This is a genomic window from Streptomyces sp. NPDC050416 (genome assembly GCF_044458845.1).
GTDB lineage: Bacteria > Actinomycetota > Actinomycetes > Streptomycetales > Streptomycetaceae > Streptomyces.
Genome location: NZ_JBITII010000009.1, coordinates 200,126 through 217,733, shown reverse-complemented (window position 1 = coordinate 217,733; position 17,608 = coordinate 200,126). Strand labels below are relative to the sequence as shown.

The 17,608-nt window shown below is 71.1% G+C and carries 15 protein-coding genes; 4 read left to right on the top strand and 11 right to left on the bottom strand.

Translation table 11 applies throughout. The features are described 5' to 3' along the window. Positions 1 to 24: 24 nt before the first annotated feature. Both ACIBL4_RS27295 and ACIBL4_RS27290 read left to right on the top strand, forming a co-directional pair. Entirely contained in the window at positions 25 to 2,067 is a 2,043-nt protein-coding gene (locus ACIBL4_RS27295) for a fructose-specific PTS transporter subunit EIIC (RefSeq protein WP_399414452.1), read from the top strand. A gap of 386 nt (positions 2,068 to 2,453) precedes the next feature. Continuing rightward, positions 2,454 to 3,101, top strand: a complete 648-nt coding sequence (locus ACIBL4_RS27290) for a hypothetical protein (protein WP_399414451.1) — start codon at positions 2,454 to 2,456, stop codon at positions 3,099 to 3,101. Here the strand turns inward: ACIBL4_RS27290 and ACIBL4_RS27285 are convergent. From ACIBL4_RS27285 to ACIBL4_RS27270, 4 genes are all read right to left on the bottom strand, one after another. Beyond that, a complete protein-coding gene (locus ACIBL4_RS27285; protein WP_399414450.1) occupies positions 3,098 to 3,844 on the bottom strand; it encodes a DUF6227 family protein in 747 nt (248 codons plus the stop codon). The two genes, ACIBL4_RS27290 and ACIBL4_RS27285, sit on opposite strands and share 4 nt — an antisense overlap. Positions 3,845 to 4,023: 179 nt before the next feature. Next, complete coding sequence (locus ACIBL4_RS27280; protein WP_399414449.1) at positions 4,024 to 5,241, bottom strand: Ig-like domain-containing protein; 1,218 nt, start codon at positions 5,239 to 5,241, stop codon at positions 4,024 to 4,026. Positions 5,242 to 5,408: 167 nt separating this feature from the next. Next, a complete protein-coding gene (locus tag ACIBL4_RS27275) occupies positions 5,409 to 6,449 on the bottom strand; it encodes a P1 family peptidase (RefSeq protein WP_399414448.1) in 1,041 nt (346 codons plus the stop codon). Positions 6,450 to 6,530: 81 nt separating this feature from the next. Beyond that, on the bottom strand, positions 6,531 to 7,799 hold the full coding sequence (locus ACIBL4_RS27270; RefSeq protein WP_399414447.1) for a low temperature requirement protein A: 1,269 nt from the start codon (positions 7,797 to 7,799) through the stop codon (positions 6,531 to 6,533). 68 nt (positions 7,800 to 7,867) lie between these two features. Between ACIBL4_RS27270 and ACIBL4_RS27265 the strand changes: the two genes are divergently transcribed. After that, complete coding sequence (locus tag ACIBL4_RS27265) at positions 7,868 to 8,047, top strand: hypothetical protein (RefSeq protein WP_307175734.1); 180 nt, start codon at positions 7,868 to 7,870, stop codon at positions 8,045 to 8,047. 37 nt (positions 8,048 to 8,084) lie between these two features. Here ACIBL4_RS27265 and mscL read toward each other — a convergent pair whose 3' ends face one another. The 6 genes from mscL to ACIBL4_RS27235 form a co-directional block, all read right to left on the bottom strand. After that, positions 8,085 to 8,543 carry a large conductance mechanosensitive channel protein MscL gene (mscL, locus tag ACIBL4_RS27260; RefSeq protein WP_356926416.1) on the bottom strand — a complete coding sequence of 153 codons (459 nt, stop codon included), beginning with the start codon at positions 8,541 to 8,543 and terminating at the stop codon, positions 8,085 to 8,087. 120 nt (positions 8,544 to 8,663) lie between these two features. Continuing rightward, positions 8,664 to 9,248, bottom strand: a complete 585-nt coding sequence (locus tag ACIBL4_RS27255; protein WP_399414446.1) for a hypothetical protein — start codon at positions 9,246 to 9,248, stop codon at positions 8,664 to 8,666. Positions 9,249 to 9,396: 148 nt separating this feature from the next. After that, entirely contained in the window at positions 9,397 to 10,275 is an 879-nt protein-coding gene (locus ACIBL4_RS27250; protein WP_399414445.1) for an S-methyl-5'-thioadenosine phosphorylase, read from the bottom strand. Positions 10,276 to 10,352: 77 nt separating this feature from the next. After that, a complete protein-coding gene (locus tag ACIBL4_RS27245) occupies positions 10,353 to 10,661 on the bottom strand; it encodes an FmdB family zinc ribbon protein (RefSeq protein WP_399414444.1) in 309 nt (102 codons plus the stop codon). Between the two features lie 67 nt (positions 10,662 to 10,728). Continuing rightward, positions 10,729 to 12,015 (bottom strand): MFS transporter, encoded by a 1,287-nt coding sequence (locus ACIBL4_RS27240; RefSeq protein ID WP_399414443.1) that lies wholly within the window; start codon positions 12,013 to 12,015, stop codon positions 10,729 to 10,731. 287 nt (positions 12,016 to 12,302) lie between these two features. Beyond that, the gene (locus ACIBL4_RS27235) at positions 12,303 to 13,832 is read right to left on the bottom strand and encodes a potassium/proton antiporter (RefSeq protein ID WP_399414442.1); all 1,530 of its coding nucleotides are present in this window, start codon (positions 13,830 to 13,832) and stop codon (positions 12,303 to 12,305) included. Between the two features lie 238 nt (positions 13,833 to 14,070). Between ACIBL4_RS27235 and ACIBL4_RS27230 the strand changes: the two genes are divergently transcribed. After that, entirely contained in the window at positions 14,071 to 16,896 is a 2,826-nt protein-coding gene (locus tag ACIBL4_RS27230) for a penicillin acylase family protein (protein WP_399414441.1), read from the top strand. Between the two features lie 61 nt (positions 16,897 to 16,957). Here the strand turns inward: ACIBL4_RS27230 and ACIBL4_RS27225 are convergent, their stop codons facing one another. Then, positions 16,958 to 17,581, bottom strand: a complete 624-nt coding sequence (locus tag ACIBL4_RS27225) for a 5-formyltetrahydrofolate cyclo-ligase (protein ID WP_399414440.1) — start codon at positions 17,579 to 17,581, stop codon at positions 16,958 to 16,960. Between the last annotated feature and the right edge of the window lie 27 nt (positions 17,582 to 17,608).

The following is a 17,608-nucleotide window of genomic DNA, read 5'->3' as shown; positions in this document are numbered from 1 at the left end:
GATACGCGTGCTAAGGAGCCCGCGATGAGCGACATGATCACCGCGGACCTGGTCGATCTCGACCTGTCCGCCGACACCAAGGAAGCGGCGGCGCGTGCCCTCGCCGAGCGCATGGTGGCCCTGGGCCGGGTGACCGACCTGGACGGCTTCCTCGCCGACGTGGCCGCCCGCGAGGCGCAGATGCCGACCGGCCTCGACGGCGGCATCGGCATCCCGCACTGCCGCAGCGAGCACGTCACCGAGCCGACGCTCGCCTTCGGGCGCAGCGCCGACGGCATCGACTTCGGCGCCGCGGACGGCCCCGCCGACCTGATCTTCCTGATCGCCGCGCCGGCCGGCGCCGACGACGCCCATCTGACGATCCTGTCGTCGCTGGCCCGGCAGCTGATGAACACGGAGTTCACCGACGCCCTGCGCGCGGTGGGCGACGCGGCGGCCGCCGCCGCGCTGATCCGCGGCGACGAGCCCGGCGAGCCCGCCGAGGCCGCCTCCGAAGACCCCGTGGCGTCGGCGGGAGCGGCCTCTCCCGCCGCCGCCACGGTCACCGACGACGACACGGCTGCGGGTGAGGAGCGCCCGTTCCGCATCGTCGCCGTCACCTCCTGCCCCACCGGCATCGCCCACACCTACATGGCGGCCGAGTCGCTGGAGAACGCCGGCCGTGAGGCGGGCGTCGAGGTCACCGTCGAGCCTCAGGGCTCGGCCGGCTTCACCCGGGTCGACCCGTCGGTCATCGCCGCGGCGGACGCCGTGATCTTCGCGCACGACGTGCCCGTACGGGAGAAGGAACGCTTCGCCGGCAAGCCGACCGTCGACGTCGGTGTGAAGGCGGGCATCAACCGCCCCGCGGAACTCATCGCCGAGGTCCGCGAGAAGGCCGCCCGCGGCGAGGTCACCTCCGGATCCGCCCCGTCCACTCCGGTGGAGCGCTCCGGCGACGCCGGCGAGGGCTACGGCACCAAGCTGCGCAAGTGGCTGATGTCCGGCGTCAGTTACATGGTGCCGTTCGTCGCGGCGGGCGGTCTGCTGATCGCCCTCGGCTTCGCGATCGGCGGCTACAAGGTCGACAAGGCCCCGTCGGTGATGGACCACTTCATGTGGGCGCAGGCCGACAGCTGGGCGGCCCTGCTCTTCCAGATCGGCGGCGTCGCCTTCGGCTTCCTCGTCCCGGTCCTGGCCGGCTACATCGCCTACGGCATGGCCGACCGGCCCGGTCTCGTCCCCGGCTTCGTCGGCGGCTCGATCGCCCTGACCATCAACGCCGGCTTCCTCGGCGGTCTCGCGGCCGGTCTCATCGCCGGTGGCGTGGTCATCGCGATCCAGAAGGTGAACATCCCGGCGGCGCTGCGCGGCATCATGCCCGTGGTGGTGATCCCGCTGATCTCCTCGGCGATCGTCGGGTTCCTGATGTTCGTCGTCATCGGCAAGCCCATCGCCGAGGCCCAGAAGGGCATGACCGACTGGCTGAACGGCCTGTCCGGCAGCAACGCCATCCTGCTCGGCGCCCTCCTCGGCCTGATGATGTGCTTCGACCTCGGCGGCCCCGTCAACAAGGTCGCCTACACCTTCGCCACGGCCGGTATCGCGGTGTCCAACCCCAGCGACTCCGCGATGAAGATCATGGCGGCGGTCATGGCGGCCGGCATGGTGCCTCCGCTGGCGATGGCCCTCGCCACGACCGTGCGCGGCAAGCTCTTCACGCACACCGAGCGCGAGAACGGCAAGGCCGCCTGGGTGCTCGGCGCCTCCTTCATCTCCGAGGGCGCGATCCCCTTCGCCGCGGCCGACCCGCTGCGCGTCATCCCGGCCTCGATGGCGGGCGGCGCGATCACCGGCGCCCTGTCGATGGCCTTCGACACCACGTTGCGCGCCCCGCACGGCGGCATCTTCGTGGTCCCGCTGATCGGCAACCCGCTGCTCTACCTGGTCGCCATCGCCGCGGGCGTCTGCGTCACCACGGCCCTGGTGGTCGTCCTCAAGGGCATGCGCAAGCCGGCGGGCACCGCACCGGGCTCCGGCGAGGCCGCGGCTCGGTCGGCGGAGGCGAAGCAGCCGGTGGCGGCGTGACGCCCCACGCCCGAGGGCTCTGGGTTCGCCCCTTTCGGGGCGTGTGAACCGTTCACGGCACCTGCGAGATAGATCACGAAAATCACGGCCCGGGACCGAAGTCCCGGGCCGTGGTGTCTACTGGGGCGCATGCCCGAGCACGTCTCCCGATGGCCCGAAGGCCACCCTCTCCCCGCCCTTCCGCAACAGCGGCAGACGGGCCCCCGGTCGGAGTCCGTGGAACTGACCCCCGAGGAGAGAGACGCCTTCACGGAGCTGACGCGCCGGCTCGGCGACAGAGCGGCCTGAGAGCCGCCCGGCGGCCTCCGGTTGTCGGGGTCTGCCCCGTGACTCACAGTCGTGCTGAGGTGAGGCGCATGTGGGCTCGTCGATGCGTGGTGGCCGCCGTGAGCGGGTCCCTGCCGGGTACTGTCTCCGCCTGCGGCGGTGGATCCGCGGCGGACGCCCCCTCGTCGCCCGCCGCCCGGCCCACGGTGTCGGCGTCGGCCTCGTCCGTCGTGTACAAGAGCAAGGCGTTCGCCGTGCCGCTCACGGTCGCCGTCCCCGCCTCGCTAGGCGCGCGCCCCGATGAGGACACCCGCACCTTCCTGACCTGGGACACGTCGGAGAGCGACAAGGTCAGCTTCCTGCTGCCGGTGGTCGTGTACCCGCCGGGGAAGGATGACCCCGTCGAGCCGCCCGCGAGCTACAAGGGCTACCTGGCCCGCCTGCGCGGGCTGACCGACTACCACGCGACGTTCCGGGACACGGTCGAGACCACCGTCGACGGGCACCCGGCGACCCTGATGACCGCCACCACCGACTGGTCGCTCAACGGCACCCTCGGCTGCCCCGGGACCGGCCAAGATGCCCACGACGACTGCTACGGACTCCAGCCCGAGTACGCGCTACGCGTCACCGTCATCGACATCGGCAAACGCACCCCCCTGGTGTCCTGGACCACCGTGAACACCGATCAGCAGCGCGACACCTCTGCCGCGTTCACCCGCTACGAGGCGATGCTGCGCAGCCTGAAGTTCTCGGACAGCTCCTAGGACAGCTGCGCCGCCCGCCGCTCCATCGCCTCGCGTGCCGCGTCCTCGCTGGCGTACACCTCGCACATGTGCCGTCCGTCCGGCGTCGCCGTGTGCTCCACCTCCCAGAGGGAGATCTCCGCGCCGTCGCGCAGCAGGAACGCGTGCTCGTAGAGCGAGTAGCCCAGCCCCGCCCGGCCCGCGCGGCACGGGCGGCCGAAGGCCTGGGTGATCTGGTGACCGGACGCCGTGGCCAGCAGGGCGGCCGTGTCCGCGCCCGGCCGGTCCGCGTTCTCCGCGCGGCGCAGTAAACGCCGCGCGTGGTCCGCCGAGTTGTCCCCGGCGTACGCGTGCCGCGGCGCGGGGACCGGGGACAGCTGTACCGCCACCGGCAGCTCGAAGTCGGGTGTGTCCGGCGGCAGCGGCAGACGCGTGGTGGCGGCGCGCAGCTCCTCCTCGTCGACGTACACCTCGTGCTGCGGCTCGCTGCCCGGCGCCGTGTTGTGGACGAGCTCCCAGAGCGTGAGCGCGGAACCGTCGGCGAGCAGCCAGGTGTGCCGGTACGTCTCCCGGTGTAGTCCCGCGCTGTGGTGCGCGGAGTGCAGCGAACCGTCGTGCGCCAGCGCGCAGTCCAGCCGCCTTATCGTCTCGTCAGGCAGCTCGAAGGAGTTCAGGGCGCGGCCGAGGAGTCGCGCGAGGTGCTCCTCCGGAGACTCGGGCGAGTCGTGGGGTTCGTACGCTGCCGTCTCGTACGGAACGCTCAAGGTTTCTCCCGGCGTTGCTGCATGTCACCTTGTGGGTGCATACCGTAGCCCCTCGGTCGGACATCATGTCCGGGAACCGAGAAAACGTACGTCCAGGGAAACGCCCGGGCCGCGCGAAAAGTTCCCGCGCGGCCCGGTCGGTCCGTCAAAAACCCCAGCTCGTATGATCGTTCAGCCGCTCACGAGGCGCTGCCCGCGGTCCACTGGCTCCAGTCCATGTTCCAGCCGTTGAGCCCGTTGTCCGGCGACACCGTCTTGTCGGGCGAGTTCTTGACGATCACCACGTCACCGATGAGCGAGTTGTCGTAGAACCACTTGGCGGGCGTGTTGCCCCCGGCGCCCTGGACGTCCGCCAGGCCGACGCAGCCGTGGCTGGTGCCCTGGCGGCCGAAGGGCGGATTGCCCTTGTTGTACCAGTAGTTGCCGTGGATGAACGTGCCGGAGGTCGTCAGGCGCATCGCGTGCGGCACGTCCGGGATGTCGTACTCCCCGCCGAGCCCGACCGTCCGGCTGTTCATCCGGGTCTGCACGAACTTCTCGGAGATCACCATCTGCCCGTTGTACGTGGTGTGCTCCGGGCTGCCCGCCGAGATCGGGACCGTCTTGATGGTCTTGCCGTCCCGCACGACCGTCATGGTCTGCGTGTTGACGTCGACCGTGGAGACCTGCGAACGCCCGACGGTGAAGGTGACCGTCTTCCTCTGCACGCCGTAGACGCCGTTCGTGCCCTCGACGCCGTCCAGGTCGATCTTCATCGTGACCTTGGAGCCGGCCTTCCAGTACTCCTCGGGCCGGAAGTCGAGCCGCTGCGCGCCGAACCAGTGCCCGACGACCTTCTGCCCGCTGCTGGACGTGACCGTGATGTGCGACTGCACGTCCTTGCGGTTCGTGATCGCCTTGTCGAAGGTGAACGACACCGGCATGCCCACACCGACCGTGGTGCCGTTGTCCGGCGTGTACGTCCCGATGAAGCTGTTCGCCGAGGTGACCGTCGTGAAGATGGAGTTCGCGGCGGCCGTACGGCCCTTCGTGTCCTTCGCGGTCGCCGATATCTGGTACTTCGTGCCGCGCTCCAGCTGCTCCTTCGGCTTCCAGACCTTGCCGTCGGAGGAGATCGAGCCGGGCACGGCCTGACCGCTGCCCGCCACCGTCATCTTCACGTCGGTCAGCTTGCCGTCGCTGACCTTCACGCCGGTCGAGTTGATGGAGGCGTCGGTCGAACCGTCCTTCGCCGAGATGGCGATCTTCGCGACGGACGTCTTCGCCGAGTCGCCGCCACCCTTGGCGTCGTCCTTGGCGTTGGCGCTGCCACCGCAGGCGGTGAGCGTCAGGGCGCCGACCATCAGGGCGGCACATGCCCCCAGTTTGCGCCGCGCTGCAATGTCCGGCGTTGTCACGGGCTGCTCCCAGTTCGTGTGATGTGCGTGGTCCGCTCCAGTACGTGAGAGAAGAGGGTCCGGGCGGCCGGTCGGGTTCCGCCCGGCCGCCATGAGCGACATCACCGTTACAGGCCCGGGACAATGTCCGGCGCCCCCTGTGGAGCCGCTGTGCGGTGCCCGTCGGTTCAGCGGCCCGCGTACAGCTCCCCGTACGACGGCCACGCCCCGCCCGGACCGTCGACCGGCTCCGCGGCGCGCACGGCCCGCACGATCGCCCGGGTCACGACGTCCGCGCCCGCGGCGAGGATCTCGTTGAGGGCGAGCGGGTTCGCGGCGTCCAGGGCGCGGTCCCCGGTCGCCAGCGCGAACACCGTGTCCCCGTCGTTGAGAAGGTGCACCGGCCGCACCGCGCGGGCGATGCCGTCGTGTGCCGTACCGGCCAGCTTCTGCGCCTGCGCCTTCGACAGGTCCGCGTCCGTGGCGACCACCGCCAGCGTGGTGTTGAGCGGCGGAGCCGAGCTTCTCGCGGCCGTCTCGGCGAGGCGCCGCAGCGCGGCCTCGTGCACGGGTGTCTCCGGGTACTCCACCCGCCCCTGGAACAACTCCCCGTACAGCACCCCCGTCTCCGGATCCAGCACCGACCCCGCCGCGTTGGCCACCACCAGCGCGGCCACCGTGATCCCCGAGCCGAGCACGGTGCTCGCGCCGCCGACCCCGCCCTTCACGACCCCGACCACCGCCCCCGTGCCGGCGCCCACGCATCCCTCGGCTACCGGTGCGCCGGGCTCGCTCGCCGCGGCCGCCTCGACCGCCGCCCGTCCGGTGGCCGCGTCCGGCCGGGCCCGGAAGTCGCCGCCGCGCCCCAGATCGAAGACACAGGCGGCGGGCACCACCGGCACGACATGCGCCGGATCCGCCCCGACCCGGATCCCACGCCCCCGCTCCTCCAGCCAGGCCATCACCCCCGAAGCCGCGTCGAGCCCGTACGCGCTGCCGCCGGTCAGCACGATCGCCTCGACCTTCCGCACCACGTTGCGCGGGTCCAGCGCGTCCGTCTCCTTGGTGCCGGGACCACCGCCCCGCACATCCACGGCGGCCACCGCCCCGCCCTCCGGGGCCAGCACCACCGTGGTGCCGGTGAGCCAGCCGTCACCGGCGCGGGTCGCGTGCCCCACCCGCAGGCCGGAGACATCCGTCAGAGCGTCCACCAGAGCGTCAACTGTCATGCCGCTCAGTCTTGTCCAGATGCCGGGCCTTGCGGGGGTACCCAGCCCGTCGGCCCACGCGGGATGTCCTCGCGGGCTCCGTCACCCGGTCGGCGTCGTCTGTCCGTCGGCCCGGGCGGCCCCGGCGGCCCGGGCCGCCCTGCGCAGGGCCAGGGTCTCTCCCGCCACCACCGACAGCGCGCAGACCACGCCCGCCGCGAGCACCGCCCAGTCGCCGAGGAACGTGCAGCAGATCACCAGCAGTGCCGTCGTCGGCAGCACCAGCTGCTGGGCGATGCCCGACTTGAAGTGGCGCGAGTGCAGGGCCCACAAGGTCAGCAGGTACAGGGCCGTCGGCAGCGTCACGGCGGCCGACGCCGACAGCGTGGAGATGTGCGCCTTGCCGACCGTCTGCTCCACCGCCACCTCCAGCCCGGCCCCGACCGCGGCCGCCGAGGCGAAGACCAGATAGTGGCCGTAGCCCCACAGGAACGCCTGCCGGTTGGACCGCAGATGGCTGTGGATGGGCACGACGAAGTAGACCCACCACGCGGCGAAGATGATCAGCAGCCCACCCGCCGCGATGGGGAGGAGCTCGCCCAGGGCGTCGTTCTCGTCGACGCCCGACTTCACGGCGACCGTGGCCGCGGCGATCGTCTCGCCGAGCACGATGATGGTGAACAGCCCGTACCGCTCCGCGATATGGCGCGGATGCCAGGACGTGGGACGGTCCTTCTCCGCCAGCGGCGGCACGCACATCTCCAGCAGCACCATCACCAGGAACCACCAGGGCCGGGCCCCCTCCGGCAGGAACAGCAGGCCCAGCCAGCCGACCTGGCACGCCAGCACGCCACCGGCGTAGCGCAGAGCCGTCGTCCGCTCCTGGCCCTCGCCGGCGCGGGCCGCCCGCAGCCACTGTGCCGCCAGGGCGAGACGCATGATCAGGTAGCCCAGCCAGACCACGAAGAACTCGTGCTCCCCGAACGCCCGGGAGACACCCGCCGAGAGGACCAGCACACCGGCGATCTGCACCAGCGTGACGACCCGGTAGAGCACGTCGTCGTTGTCGTACGCCGAGGCGAACCACGTGAAGTTCATCCACGCCCACCACAGGGCGAAGAACACCATCGCGTAGTCGAGGATCCCCTCGCCCGCATGCCCCTCGGCGACGGCGTGCACCAGCTCGATCCCCGCCTGGGCCACCGCCACGACGAAGCACAGATCGAAGAAGAGCTCCAGCGGCGAGGCGGCCCGGTGCGCCTCGTCCCGGCCACGGGCCGTGAGCCTGCGCAGCGGCCCCCGGTCGCCCGGCATGCCGGAGGGGCCGGGCGAGGGGGAGGGGACGGGCGGGGGAGCGGAGCTGGACGTCATGGTTCCCAGCACAGCAGAAGGGGCGGGGAATTTCACCGCGACTTCCTCCGCGACCGTACCCTGGACGCATGAGCACCGCCCCCGATCCCGAGCCGCGCGCGCCGAAGCCCGCGCTGGTCTTCGACGACCCGCTCGACCAGCAGTCCTCCGACGACACCGACCGAGGCTGGGGCGAGCGCTCCGACACCGGTGGCGGCGCGGCCGACCTCAAGCGCTTCCTCGACGAGAAGCCGCCCCACCACCTCTGAGCCGCCCGGGCGGCCGTCCGCAGCGCTCCTGCCGGCGTTACTGCCGGTCGTGCCCGGAGCCGCGCTGTGCGACCAGCGCGTCCCGGATCTCCTTCAGCACCTCCAGCTCGGTCACCTCGATGACCTCCTGTGTACCCTCCTTCGCCTTGCGGCGGGCCTCCAGCCGGGCCAGGTACTTCGCCATCGGCAAGACCATCAGGAAGTAGACGACCGCCGCGGTGATCACGAAACTCAGCGCGGCCCCGAGGACGGAACCCCACAGGATCCGGATGCCCTGCTCGCCCTCGCACGTCGAGCTCAGACATGAGCTGTAGTGGTCGAGGTTCTTGGTCCCGATGGCCCCGACGACGGGATTGATGATCCCCTTCACCACGGCGTTGACGATGTTGGTGAAGGCGGCGCCGATCACCACCGCCACGGCCAGATCGACGACGTTCCCGCGCATCAGGAAGGCCTTGAAGCCCTCCCAGACGCTCGGATCCTTCTTCTCGCTCACCTCGGGGTCTCTCCTCGCACGAACAGCTTGCGGAACAAAACGCTCCGCAACCTACGTCACCGATGCTCCGAACGGAGCACCTGGGTCCGTCGAACGAGCGACTTGACGAGACCAGGGACGTCACCACAGCGTCACCGCCAACCGCGCGGTGGCGCTCGCACCGGCCAGCCGGGCCGCCGTGGCACGCGGCACCGACAGCACGACCAGCGCCCCTGTGTCGCCCGCGCCCTCCAGCGGCTCCGGCACCTTCGTCACCCGAGCCCCGCGCGCGACCACTCGGGCATCACCGCCTGACACCGTCTCCTCGGCGGCGATGACGTCGACCCGGTCACCGGGCCGCAGCAGCCGCACGGTGGCCGCGTCGGCGATCCGGACCGGAGCCGTCACCGCCCCCGTGGCCCGACGCGTGCGCACCGGCTGCTCCCCGGACGCCGCGGCCGCGTGCGCGGGCGGCTGGGCCCGGGGATGCCCACGGGCCCCCTCGGCACCCCGCGGTCCCGCCGCCACCAGCGCGGTCGCGGTGACCGCGAGCCCCACGGCCAGGGCCCGCCGCCGGTTGCGCACGAGCCGGCCGGCCCGGCCGCGCACCCGTACGGGGTCGAACCGCGGCACCTCACGGGTGGCCGGCACCTCGGGGCCGGGCGGGCATGCGGCAGCAGACCAAGAAGGCAGGGTCGGGAACGAGGAAGACGGAGCGAGGGACATGGGGAACCACCACCTGTGACGAGCGACCGGCTTTGCGCTCCCCACGATGAGGCTTCGCGGCCCAGCCCGCTCAGGCCTGTGGACCTACCGCCGCCCTGTGGACAACTCCCTCACCCGAACGGCAACTTCCGCCCATGGCAACGTCTGCTTACGGCAACGCGAACCCCGGGTCCATCCCGCCCAGCGCGTTCACGCACAGACAGCCCCGCTCGTCCTCCTCCGGCAGCCCCGCCACGGCGTCGAACAACACGCCCCGCAGCCGGTCCACGTTCGCCGCGAACACCCGCAGCACCTCGTCGTGCGAGACGCCCTCGCCGGTCTCGGCGCCGGCGTCGAGGTCGGTGACCAGGGTCAGGGACGTGTAGCAGAGCTCCAGCTCGCGGGCGAGCGCCGCCTCGGGGTGGCCGGTCATGCCCACCACCGACCAGCCCTGCGCCTGGTGCCACAACGATTCGGCACGGGTCGAGAAGCGCGGCCCCTCGATGACGACCAGCGTGCCCCCGTCCACCGGCTCCCAGTCACGGCCGCGCGCCGCCTTCAGCGCGACGGCCCGCCCGGTGGGGCAGTAGGGGTCGGCCAGCGACGCGTGTACCACGTTCGGCACCGTCCCGTCGGGCAGCGGCAGCCCGTCGAAGTACGTGTTCGCGCGGGACTTGGTCCGGTCGACCAGCTGGTCCGGCACCAGCAGCGTGCCCGGCCCGTACTCGGGGCGCAGGCCGCCCACGGCGCAGGGGGCGAGCACCTGGCGCACGCCGACCGACCGCAGTGCCCACAGGTTGGCCCGGTAGTTGATCCGGTGCGGCGGCAGGTGGTGGCCCCGCCCGTGCCGGGGCAGGAAGGCGACGCGCCGGCCGGCGATCTCGCCGAGGAAGAGGGAGTCGCTGGGCGGCCCGTACGGGGTGTCGACCTGGACCTCGGTCACGTCGTCGAGGAAGGAGTAGAACCCCGAGCCGCCGATGACGCCGATCCCGGCGCCCTCCACGTTCGCCCCGCTGCCCGTGCTCGCCGCGTTCGCCTTGTTCGCCATGCCCGCACCCTAACCGCACGGGGAAACGCCGAGGACCCCACCGCCGAAAGGCGACAGGGTCCCGTAAGAAACGAGCCTTACGCGGCGGTGCTGCTGCTGCTGGTGGAGCTGCCGGTGCTCGACGACGAGCTCGAGCCGGAGCCGGAGCCGGAGTCCGAGGACGACGAGGAGCTCGACGACTTCGACGCCGGTGCGCTGCTCGACGAGGAGCCGCGGCTGTCGTTCCGGTAGAAGCCGGAGCCCTTGAAGACAATGCCGACCGCCGAGAACACCTTCTTCAGGCGGCCCTTGCAGCTGGGGCACTCGGTGAGGGCGTCGTCGGTGAACTTCTGCACCGCCTCGAGGCCCTCGCCGCACTCGGTGCACTGGTACTGGTAGGTGGGCACTGTCTTCCTCCTGGCACTCTCACTCGATGAGTGCTAACGACGATCCATCTTGACGTATTCCGGCCGTTCAGTCCACTGCCACCGGCACGCGGTGACCCACGCCACGCGCGACGGTGCGGCCCTGGGCGCGTCCCGCCAGGCGGGAACGCAGGGCCAGGAGGGTCGCCAGAGCGAGCACGGTACCGCCCATCGGCACCAGGAAACCGGCACCGTCCCAGAAGCGGTCCTCCAGTTGTCCGGCCACCGTGACGGCGGCCGCCTGGCCGAGCGCCACCGCGCCGGTCAGCCAGGTGAAGGCCTCGGTGCGGGCACCGGCCGGGACCAGGCTCTCGACCAGGGTGTAGCCGGTGATCAGAGCGGGCGCGATGCACATGCCGACCAGCAGGCCGAGCCCGGCCAGGACCGGCACCGAGTGGGCGGCCCACAGGCCCGACGCGGTGAGCGCGAGCGCCGTGTAGCCGACGACGAGGCGCCGCTGCGGGGCCACCTTGCAGGCGATCGCGCCGCAGACCACGCCGGAGAGCATGTTGCCCGCGGCGAAGACCCCGTAGAGGACGCCGTTGAGGCCCGGTTCGCCGATCGACTCGGTGAACGCGGCCAGCGCGACCTGCATCCCGCCGAAGACGGACCCGATGCCCAGGAACGTCACGATCAGCACGCGCACCCCGGGGATCCGCAGCGCGGAGGCGTGCTCCACGCGCGCGTGGCCGCTGCCGCCTCCGACCGAGGGCTGGGTGCTCTTCTGCGCGGCGAACAGCAGACCGCCGATCAGGGTCAGCGAGGCCTCCGTGACCAGCCCGGCGGCCGGGTCGACGGCCGTGCACAGGGCGGTGGCCAGCAGCGGGCCGACGACGAAGGTCAGTTCGTCCGTGACGGACTCGAAGGCCGCCGCGGTGGTCATGAGCGGCGAGTCCTTGAGTTTCACGCCCCAGCGGGCCCGCACCATGGGCCCGACCTGCGGCACCGAGGCGCCGGTCGGGACGGCCGCCGCGAACAGCGCCCACAAGGGGGCGTCCGTCAGCGCCAGCGCCGTCAGCGTCAGCCCGGACAGCGTGTGCAGCAGCACGCCGGGGACCAGCACGGCCCGCTGCCCGTGACGGTCCGCGAGGCGGCCGCTGTAGGGCGCGAACAGGGCCATGGAGACACCGGTGACGGCCGCGGCGGCGCCCGCCGCTCCGTACGAGCCGGTGGTGTGCTGCACCAGCAGCACGATGGAGATGGTCAGCATCGCGAACGGCTGGCGCGCCGCGAAGCCGGGGAGCAGGAAGGTCCAGGCGCCGCGGGTGCGCAGCAGCCGGCCGTATCCCGGGCGGGCGGAAGCCGTCGACTTCTTCGAGGTGACCGTGGACGCCACGGCCCGTGCCTTTCTGCCGCCTGGTAGCGCGGGCCCGTGAACGGGCGGCGCCGAGAGCTGTCCTCTTGCGCGGAACTGCGGTAGATGCCGGGGCCCGGTGAGGAGGGGTGACCCGACCGCCATACGGTCGCGCCAGCTCTGCGTCAGGCAGAGTTGGTTCGATCTTGGGGTGATGCCTTCATCGTACAGGCGCCTGGAGGGGCCTGCCTGTGAAAAAGAGCACTGCGGACGCGTCCGCCTGTGAAATCAGGATCACGAACGGCGCAAAACCGACCCTAGCGACTCGCCTACCGACTCGCCCCGTCCGTCCCGAGCCATCCGGCCAGCTTGCCGCCGTGGCCCACCGCGCGCAGCCGGCGCTCCGTGGCGTCCCGGACGGGGTCCGTGGCCACGACGAGCAGCTCGTCCCCGCGCTGCAGCACCGTCGTAGGAAGCGGAACGAACGATTCTGACTCGCGCACGACGAGCGTCACGGCGGCACCGGGCGGCAGCCGCAGCTCGGCGACCTCCACGCCGTGCATCTTCGAGCCCTCGGGGATCGCCACGGACAGCAGGTGCCCGCGCAGCCGCTCCAGCGGGGCCGACTCGATGCCGAGGTCGGCGGCCTCCGAACCGTCGCCCAGACGCAGCGTGCGGGCCAGCCACGGCAGCGTCGGACCCTGCACGAGGGTGTAGACGACGACCAGGATGAAGACGATGTTGAAGATCCGGCGGCTCGCCTCGACGCCCTCCACCATGGGAATGGTCGCCAGGATGATGGGCACCGCCCCGCGCAGCCCCGCCCAGGACATGAGGGCCTGTTCCTGCCAGGGGACCCGGAAGGGCCGCAGGGAGACCAGCACGCTCAGCGGGCGCGCCACCATGGTCAGCACCAGCCCGATGGCGAGCGCGGGCACGATGTCGTCGCCCAGCTCGTGCGGGGTGACCAGCAGCCCGAGCAGGACGAACATGCCGATCTGCGCCATCCAGCCCAGCCCGTCGGCGAAGCCGCGCGTGGCCGGCCAGTGCGGCAGCCGCGCGTTGCCCATCATCATCGCGGCGAGGTACACGGCGAGGAATCCGCTGCCGTGGGCCAGCGCGCCCGCCGCGTACGCCACCACGGCGATGGCCATGACGGCGATCGGGTAGAGGCCGGAGGCGGGCAGCGCCACGTGCCGCAGCCCCCAGGAACCGAGCCAGCCGACCGCGAGGCCGATGGCCGCGCCGATGGCCAGCTCCAGAAGGATCACGCCCAGCAGCACGTACCAGTGCTCGACCGGCCCCGCCGTGGACAGCGAGACCACGAGGATGACCACCGGGGCGTCGTTGAAGCCGGACTCCGCCTCCAAGGTGCCCGTCACGCGCGCGGGGAGGGGGATTTTCCGCAGCACGGAGAACACGGCCGCCGCGTCGGTCGAGGAGACGACCGCCCCGATGATGAGCGCCTGCCGCCACTCCAGCCCGATCAGGTAGTGCGCGGCCGACGCCGTCACCCCGACACTCACCGCGACACCGACCAGCGCCAGTGCCGTGGCGGCCGGCAGGGCCGGCTTGATCTCCTTCCACTTCGTGCCCAGACCGCCCTCGGCCAGGATCACGACCAGGGCCGCGTATCCGATGACCTGGGTCAGTTCGGCGTTGTCGAAGTGGATGTCGCCGATGCCGTCCTGGCCCATGGCGACGCCTATCCCCAGATACACGAGCAGGCTGGGGAGCCCGCTGCGCGAGGAGATCCGTACCGCTGCGACGGCGACGAGCAGGACGAGCGAGCAGACGAGCAGGAGCTGGTTGAGGTGGTGAACAGTCAGCGGCCGAATCCTTCCCTGGCCCACCCGCACGCGCGCGTGGGCTCACGTACATCGCACATGACGCTGTGGCGCATCGCGCCAACTACTTCGTTACCTTACCTAACTCTTGACGATTTCTTGACACTTCCGGGGGTGGGATCGAACGCTCGTCCGGGCTGGTTCCCGACTCCGCGTCAAGGCGCGCAAGACCCTGCGCCTATCGTTGCTCCAGCGCTCAGTTAAAAGCACAGCCGAACCTGCCGCTCGACTTAGGACAGCAAGGACAGCGATGCCCCCGAACACCACCGCCTCCACGGGTCAGCAGCCCGGCAAGTCCGGCAGGAGAAAGGGGCGCAAAGCACGTCTGATCGTGCTCGTCCTGGTGCTGGCACTGATCGGAGGCCTCGCCTTCGGGGCGTACTGGTCCATCAGCACGGTCCGGGCCTCCTTCCCCCAGACCAAGGGCTCCCTCACGCTCAAGGGCCTCTCGGGACCCGTCGAGGTCAAGCGGGACGGCTACGGCATCCCGCAGATCTACGCCTCCTCCGACGCGGACCTGTTCATGGCGCAGGGCTACGTCCAGGCGCAGGACCGGTTCTACGAGATGGACGTACGCCGTCACATGGCCGCTGGCCGGCTGTCGGAGATGTTCGGCAAGAGCCAGGTCGACAACGACGAGTTCCTGCGCACGCTCGGCTGGGAGCGGGTCGCCAAGCAGGAGTACGACACCAAGCTGTCGGCCGCCACCAAGAAGTACCTCCAGGCCTACGCCGAGGGGGTCAACTCCTACCTCCAGGGCAAGGACGGCAAGGACATCTCCCTGGAGTACGCGGCGCTCGGTTTCACCAACGACTACAAGCCGCAGAAGTGGACCCCGGTCGACTCGGTCTCCTGGCTGAAGGCGATGGCCTGGGACCTGCGCAGCAACATGCAGGACGAGATCGACCGCGCCCTGCTGACCAGCCGCCTCGGCCCGAAGCAGATCGCCGAGCTGTACCCGCAGTACCCGTACAGCCGGAACAAGGCGATCGTCCAGGACGGCCAGTACGACGAGCTGACGGGCGCGTTCGAACAGGGCGGCACGAGCGGCACCGGCATCGGCGGCACGGGCACAGCAACCGGCGGCACCGCGGCCGGCACGGCGGGCACCGCGGGCACGGCCTCCGGCACCTCCGGAACGGCCTCCGGCACCTCCGGTACCGCCTCCGGCACCTCGGGCCTGGACAGCCAGCTCACCGGCCTCAGCGACGCCCTGAGCGACCTCCCGCCGGCCGTCGGCGTGAACGGTGACGGCATCGGCTCCAACTCCTGGGTCGTCAGCGGGAAGCACACCATCACCGGCAAGCCGCTGCTGGCCAACGACCCGCACCTGTCGCCCTCGCTGCCGTCCGTCTGGTACCAGATGGGCCTGCACTGCCGCAGCGTCTCCAGCGCGTGCCAGTACGACGTCAGCGGCTACACCTTCGCCGGCATGCCGGGCGTGATAATCGGTCACAACCAGGACATCGCCTGGGGCATGACCAACTCCGGCGTCGACGTCACGGACCTCTACCTGGAGAAGATCACGGGCGACGGCTACCTGTACGACGGCAAGGTCAGGCCCTTCGAGACGCGCGAGGAGACCATCAAGGTCGCCGGCGGCGCGCCCAGGAAGATCGTCGTCCGCGAGACCAACAACGGGCCCCTGCTGTCCGACCGGGCCAAGGAGCTCGTGAAGGTCGGCAAGAAGGCCACCGTCGACACCGCCGCGCCCGACAGAGGTGACGGCTACGGCGTCGCCCTGCGCTGGACCGCACTTCAGCCGGGCACCAGCATGGACGCCGTCTTCGCCATGGACCGGGCGAAGAACTGGACCGACTTCCGCAAGGCCGCCGCCCTGTTCGACGTGCCCTCGCAGAACCTGGTCTACGCGGACACCGAGGACCACATCGGCTACACCCTGCCGGGCAGGATCCCCAAGCGCTCCCAGGACGACGACGGCTCCGTCCCGGCGCCCGGCTGGGACCCCAAGTACCGCTGGACCGGCTACATCCGGCAGGACGAGCTGCCGTACGAGTACAACCCGGAGCGCGGCTACATCGTCACCGCCAACCAGGCCGTGATCGACCCGGACAAGTACCCCTACACGCTCACCGAGGACTGGGGCTACGGCACGCGCAGCCAGCGGATCACCGACCTGATCCAGTCGAAGATCAAGGACGGCGGCAAGATCTCCACGGACGACATGCGCCAGATGCAGCTGGACAACAGCAGCGAGATCGCCCGGCTGCTGGTGCCCACGCTGCTCAAGATCGACACCAAGAACAAGGACGTCCGCGAGGCGCAGAAGCTGCTGGAGGGCTGGGACTACACCCAGGACACCGACTCGGCGGCCGCCGCCTACTTCAATGCGGTCTGGCGCAACATCCTCAAGCTCGCCTTCGGCAACAAGCTGCCCAAGGAGCTGCGGGTCAAGGGCCAGTGCCTGTGGGTGAAGCCGGTCAACACCACCGGGCCCGCCGACGAGGCGGAGGACGTGCGCGAGTGCGGCGAGCGCGACCCCGACCAGGCGCAGCCCGACGGCGGCGACCGCTGGTTCGAGGTCGTCCGCAAGCTGATGGACCAGCCGGACAGCGACTGGTGGAAGACGCCCAAGGCGGGCACCCGCCCCGCCGCCGTCAACCGCGACCAGCTGTTCCGGCGCGCGATGATCGACGCCCGCTGGGAGCTGACCGCCAAGCTCGGCAAGAACATCGACAGCTGGACCTGGGGCCGGCTGCACCGCCTGTTCCTGAAGAACCAGACCCTCGGCACCGAGGGCCCCGGATTCGTCCAGTACGCCCTCAACCGCGGCCCGTGGGAGCTCAGCGGCGGCGAGGCCACCGTCAACGCGACCGGCTGGAACGCGGCCGGCGGCTACGGCGTGGTGTGGGTGCCGTCCATGCGGATGGTCGTGAACCTCGGCGACCTCGACAAGTCCCGCTGGATCAATCTCAGCGGCGCCTCCGGGCACGCCTACAGCGCCCACTACGTCGACCAGACGGACAAGTGGGCCGACGGCGAACTGCTCCCGTGGTCCTTCTCGGACAAGGCGGTCGAGGACGGCACGGCCGACAAGCTGGTGCTCAAGCCGTGAGCCGCTGACACCGGAAACCGAAAAGCGGCCCGCCACGCGCGCGTGGAGGGCCGCTTCCGCGTCAGCTCCCCGGCCCGAACCGCCGCACCCCCGAGGGCGTCACCACCGCGTGCACCGGCCGGTCGTGCGGCTCCCCGGGGACGTGCTCGACGACCTCCGAGTCGTACAACAGCACCACCAGCGCGGGACGCGCACCCGCCCGCTCCAGCCGCGCCAGCACCCGGTCGTACGAGCCTCCGCCGCGCCCCAGCCGCATCCCGTGCGCGTCGACCGCCAGCCCCGGCAGCAGCACGGCGTCGGCGGTGGTCACGGCGTCCGGCCCGAAGCGCTCGCCGGCGGGCTCGAAGAGGGCCATCCTGCCGCCGTGTCGGACGCGCGCCAGCGAGCCCTCGCCCTCGTAGACGCCCCAGTCCAGGTCGTTGTCGGGCAGCAGGACCGGCAGCAGGACGCGTACGCCCCGGGCGCGCAGCGCGTCCAGGAGCGCGAGCGTCCCCGGTTCACTCCCCACGGAGACGTACGCGGCCACCGTTGCGGCCCGCGCCAACTCGGGCAGCTCCAGCGCCCGCCGGGCCAGCGCGATCGACGTTTCCCGCAGGTCATCCGCCGTCAACCTGTTCCTCACCGCGAGGAACTCGAGCCGCAAACTCCGCTTGTCAGGCTCGCCCGGACGTCCGATGTGACTCAAAGGTTGCTCCCGTACCGTTGCAATACG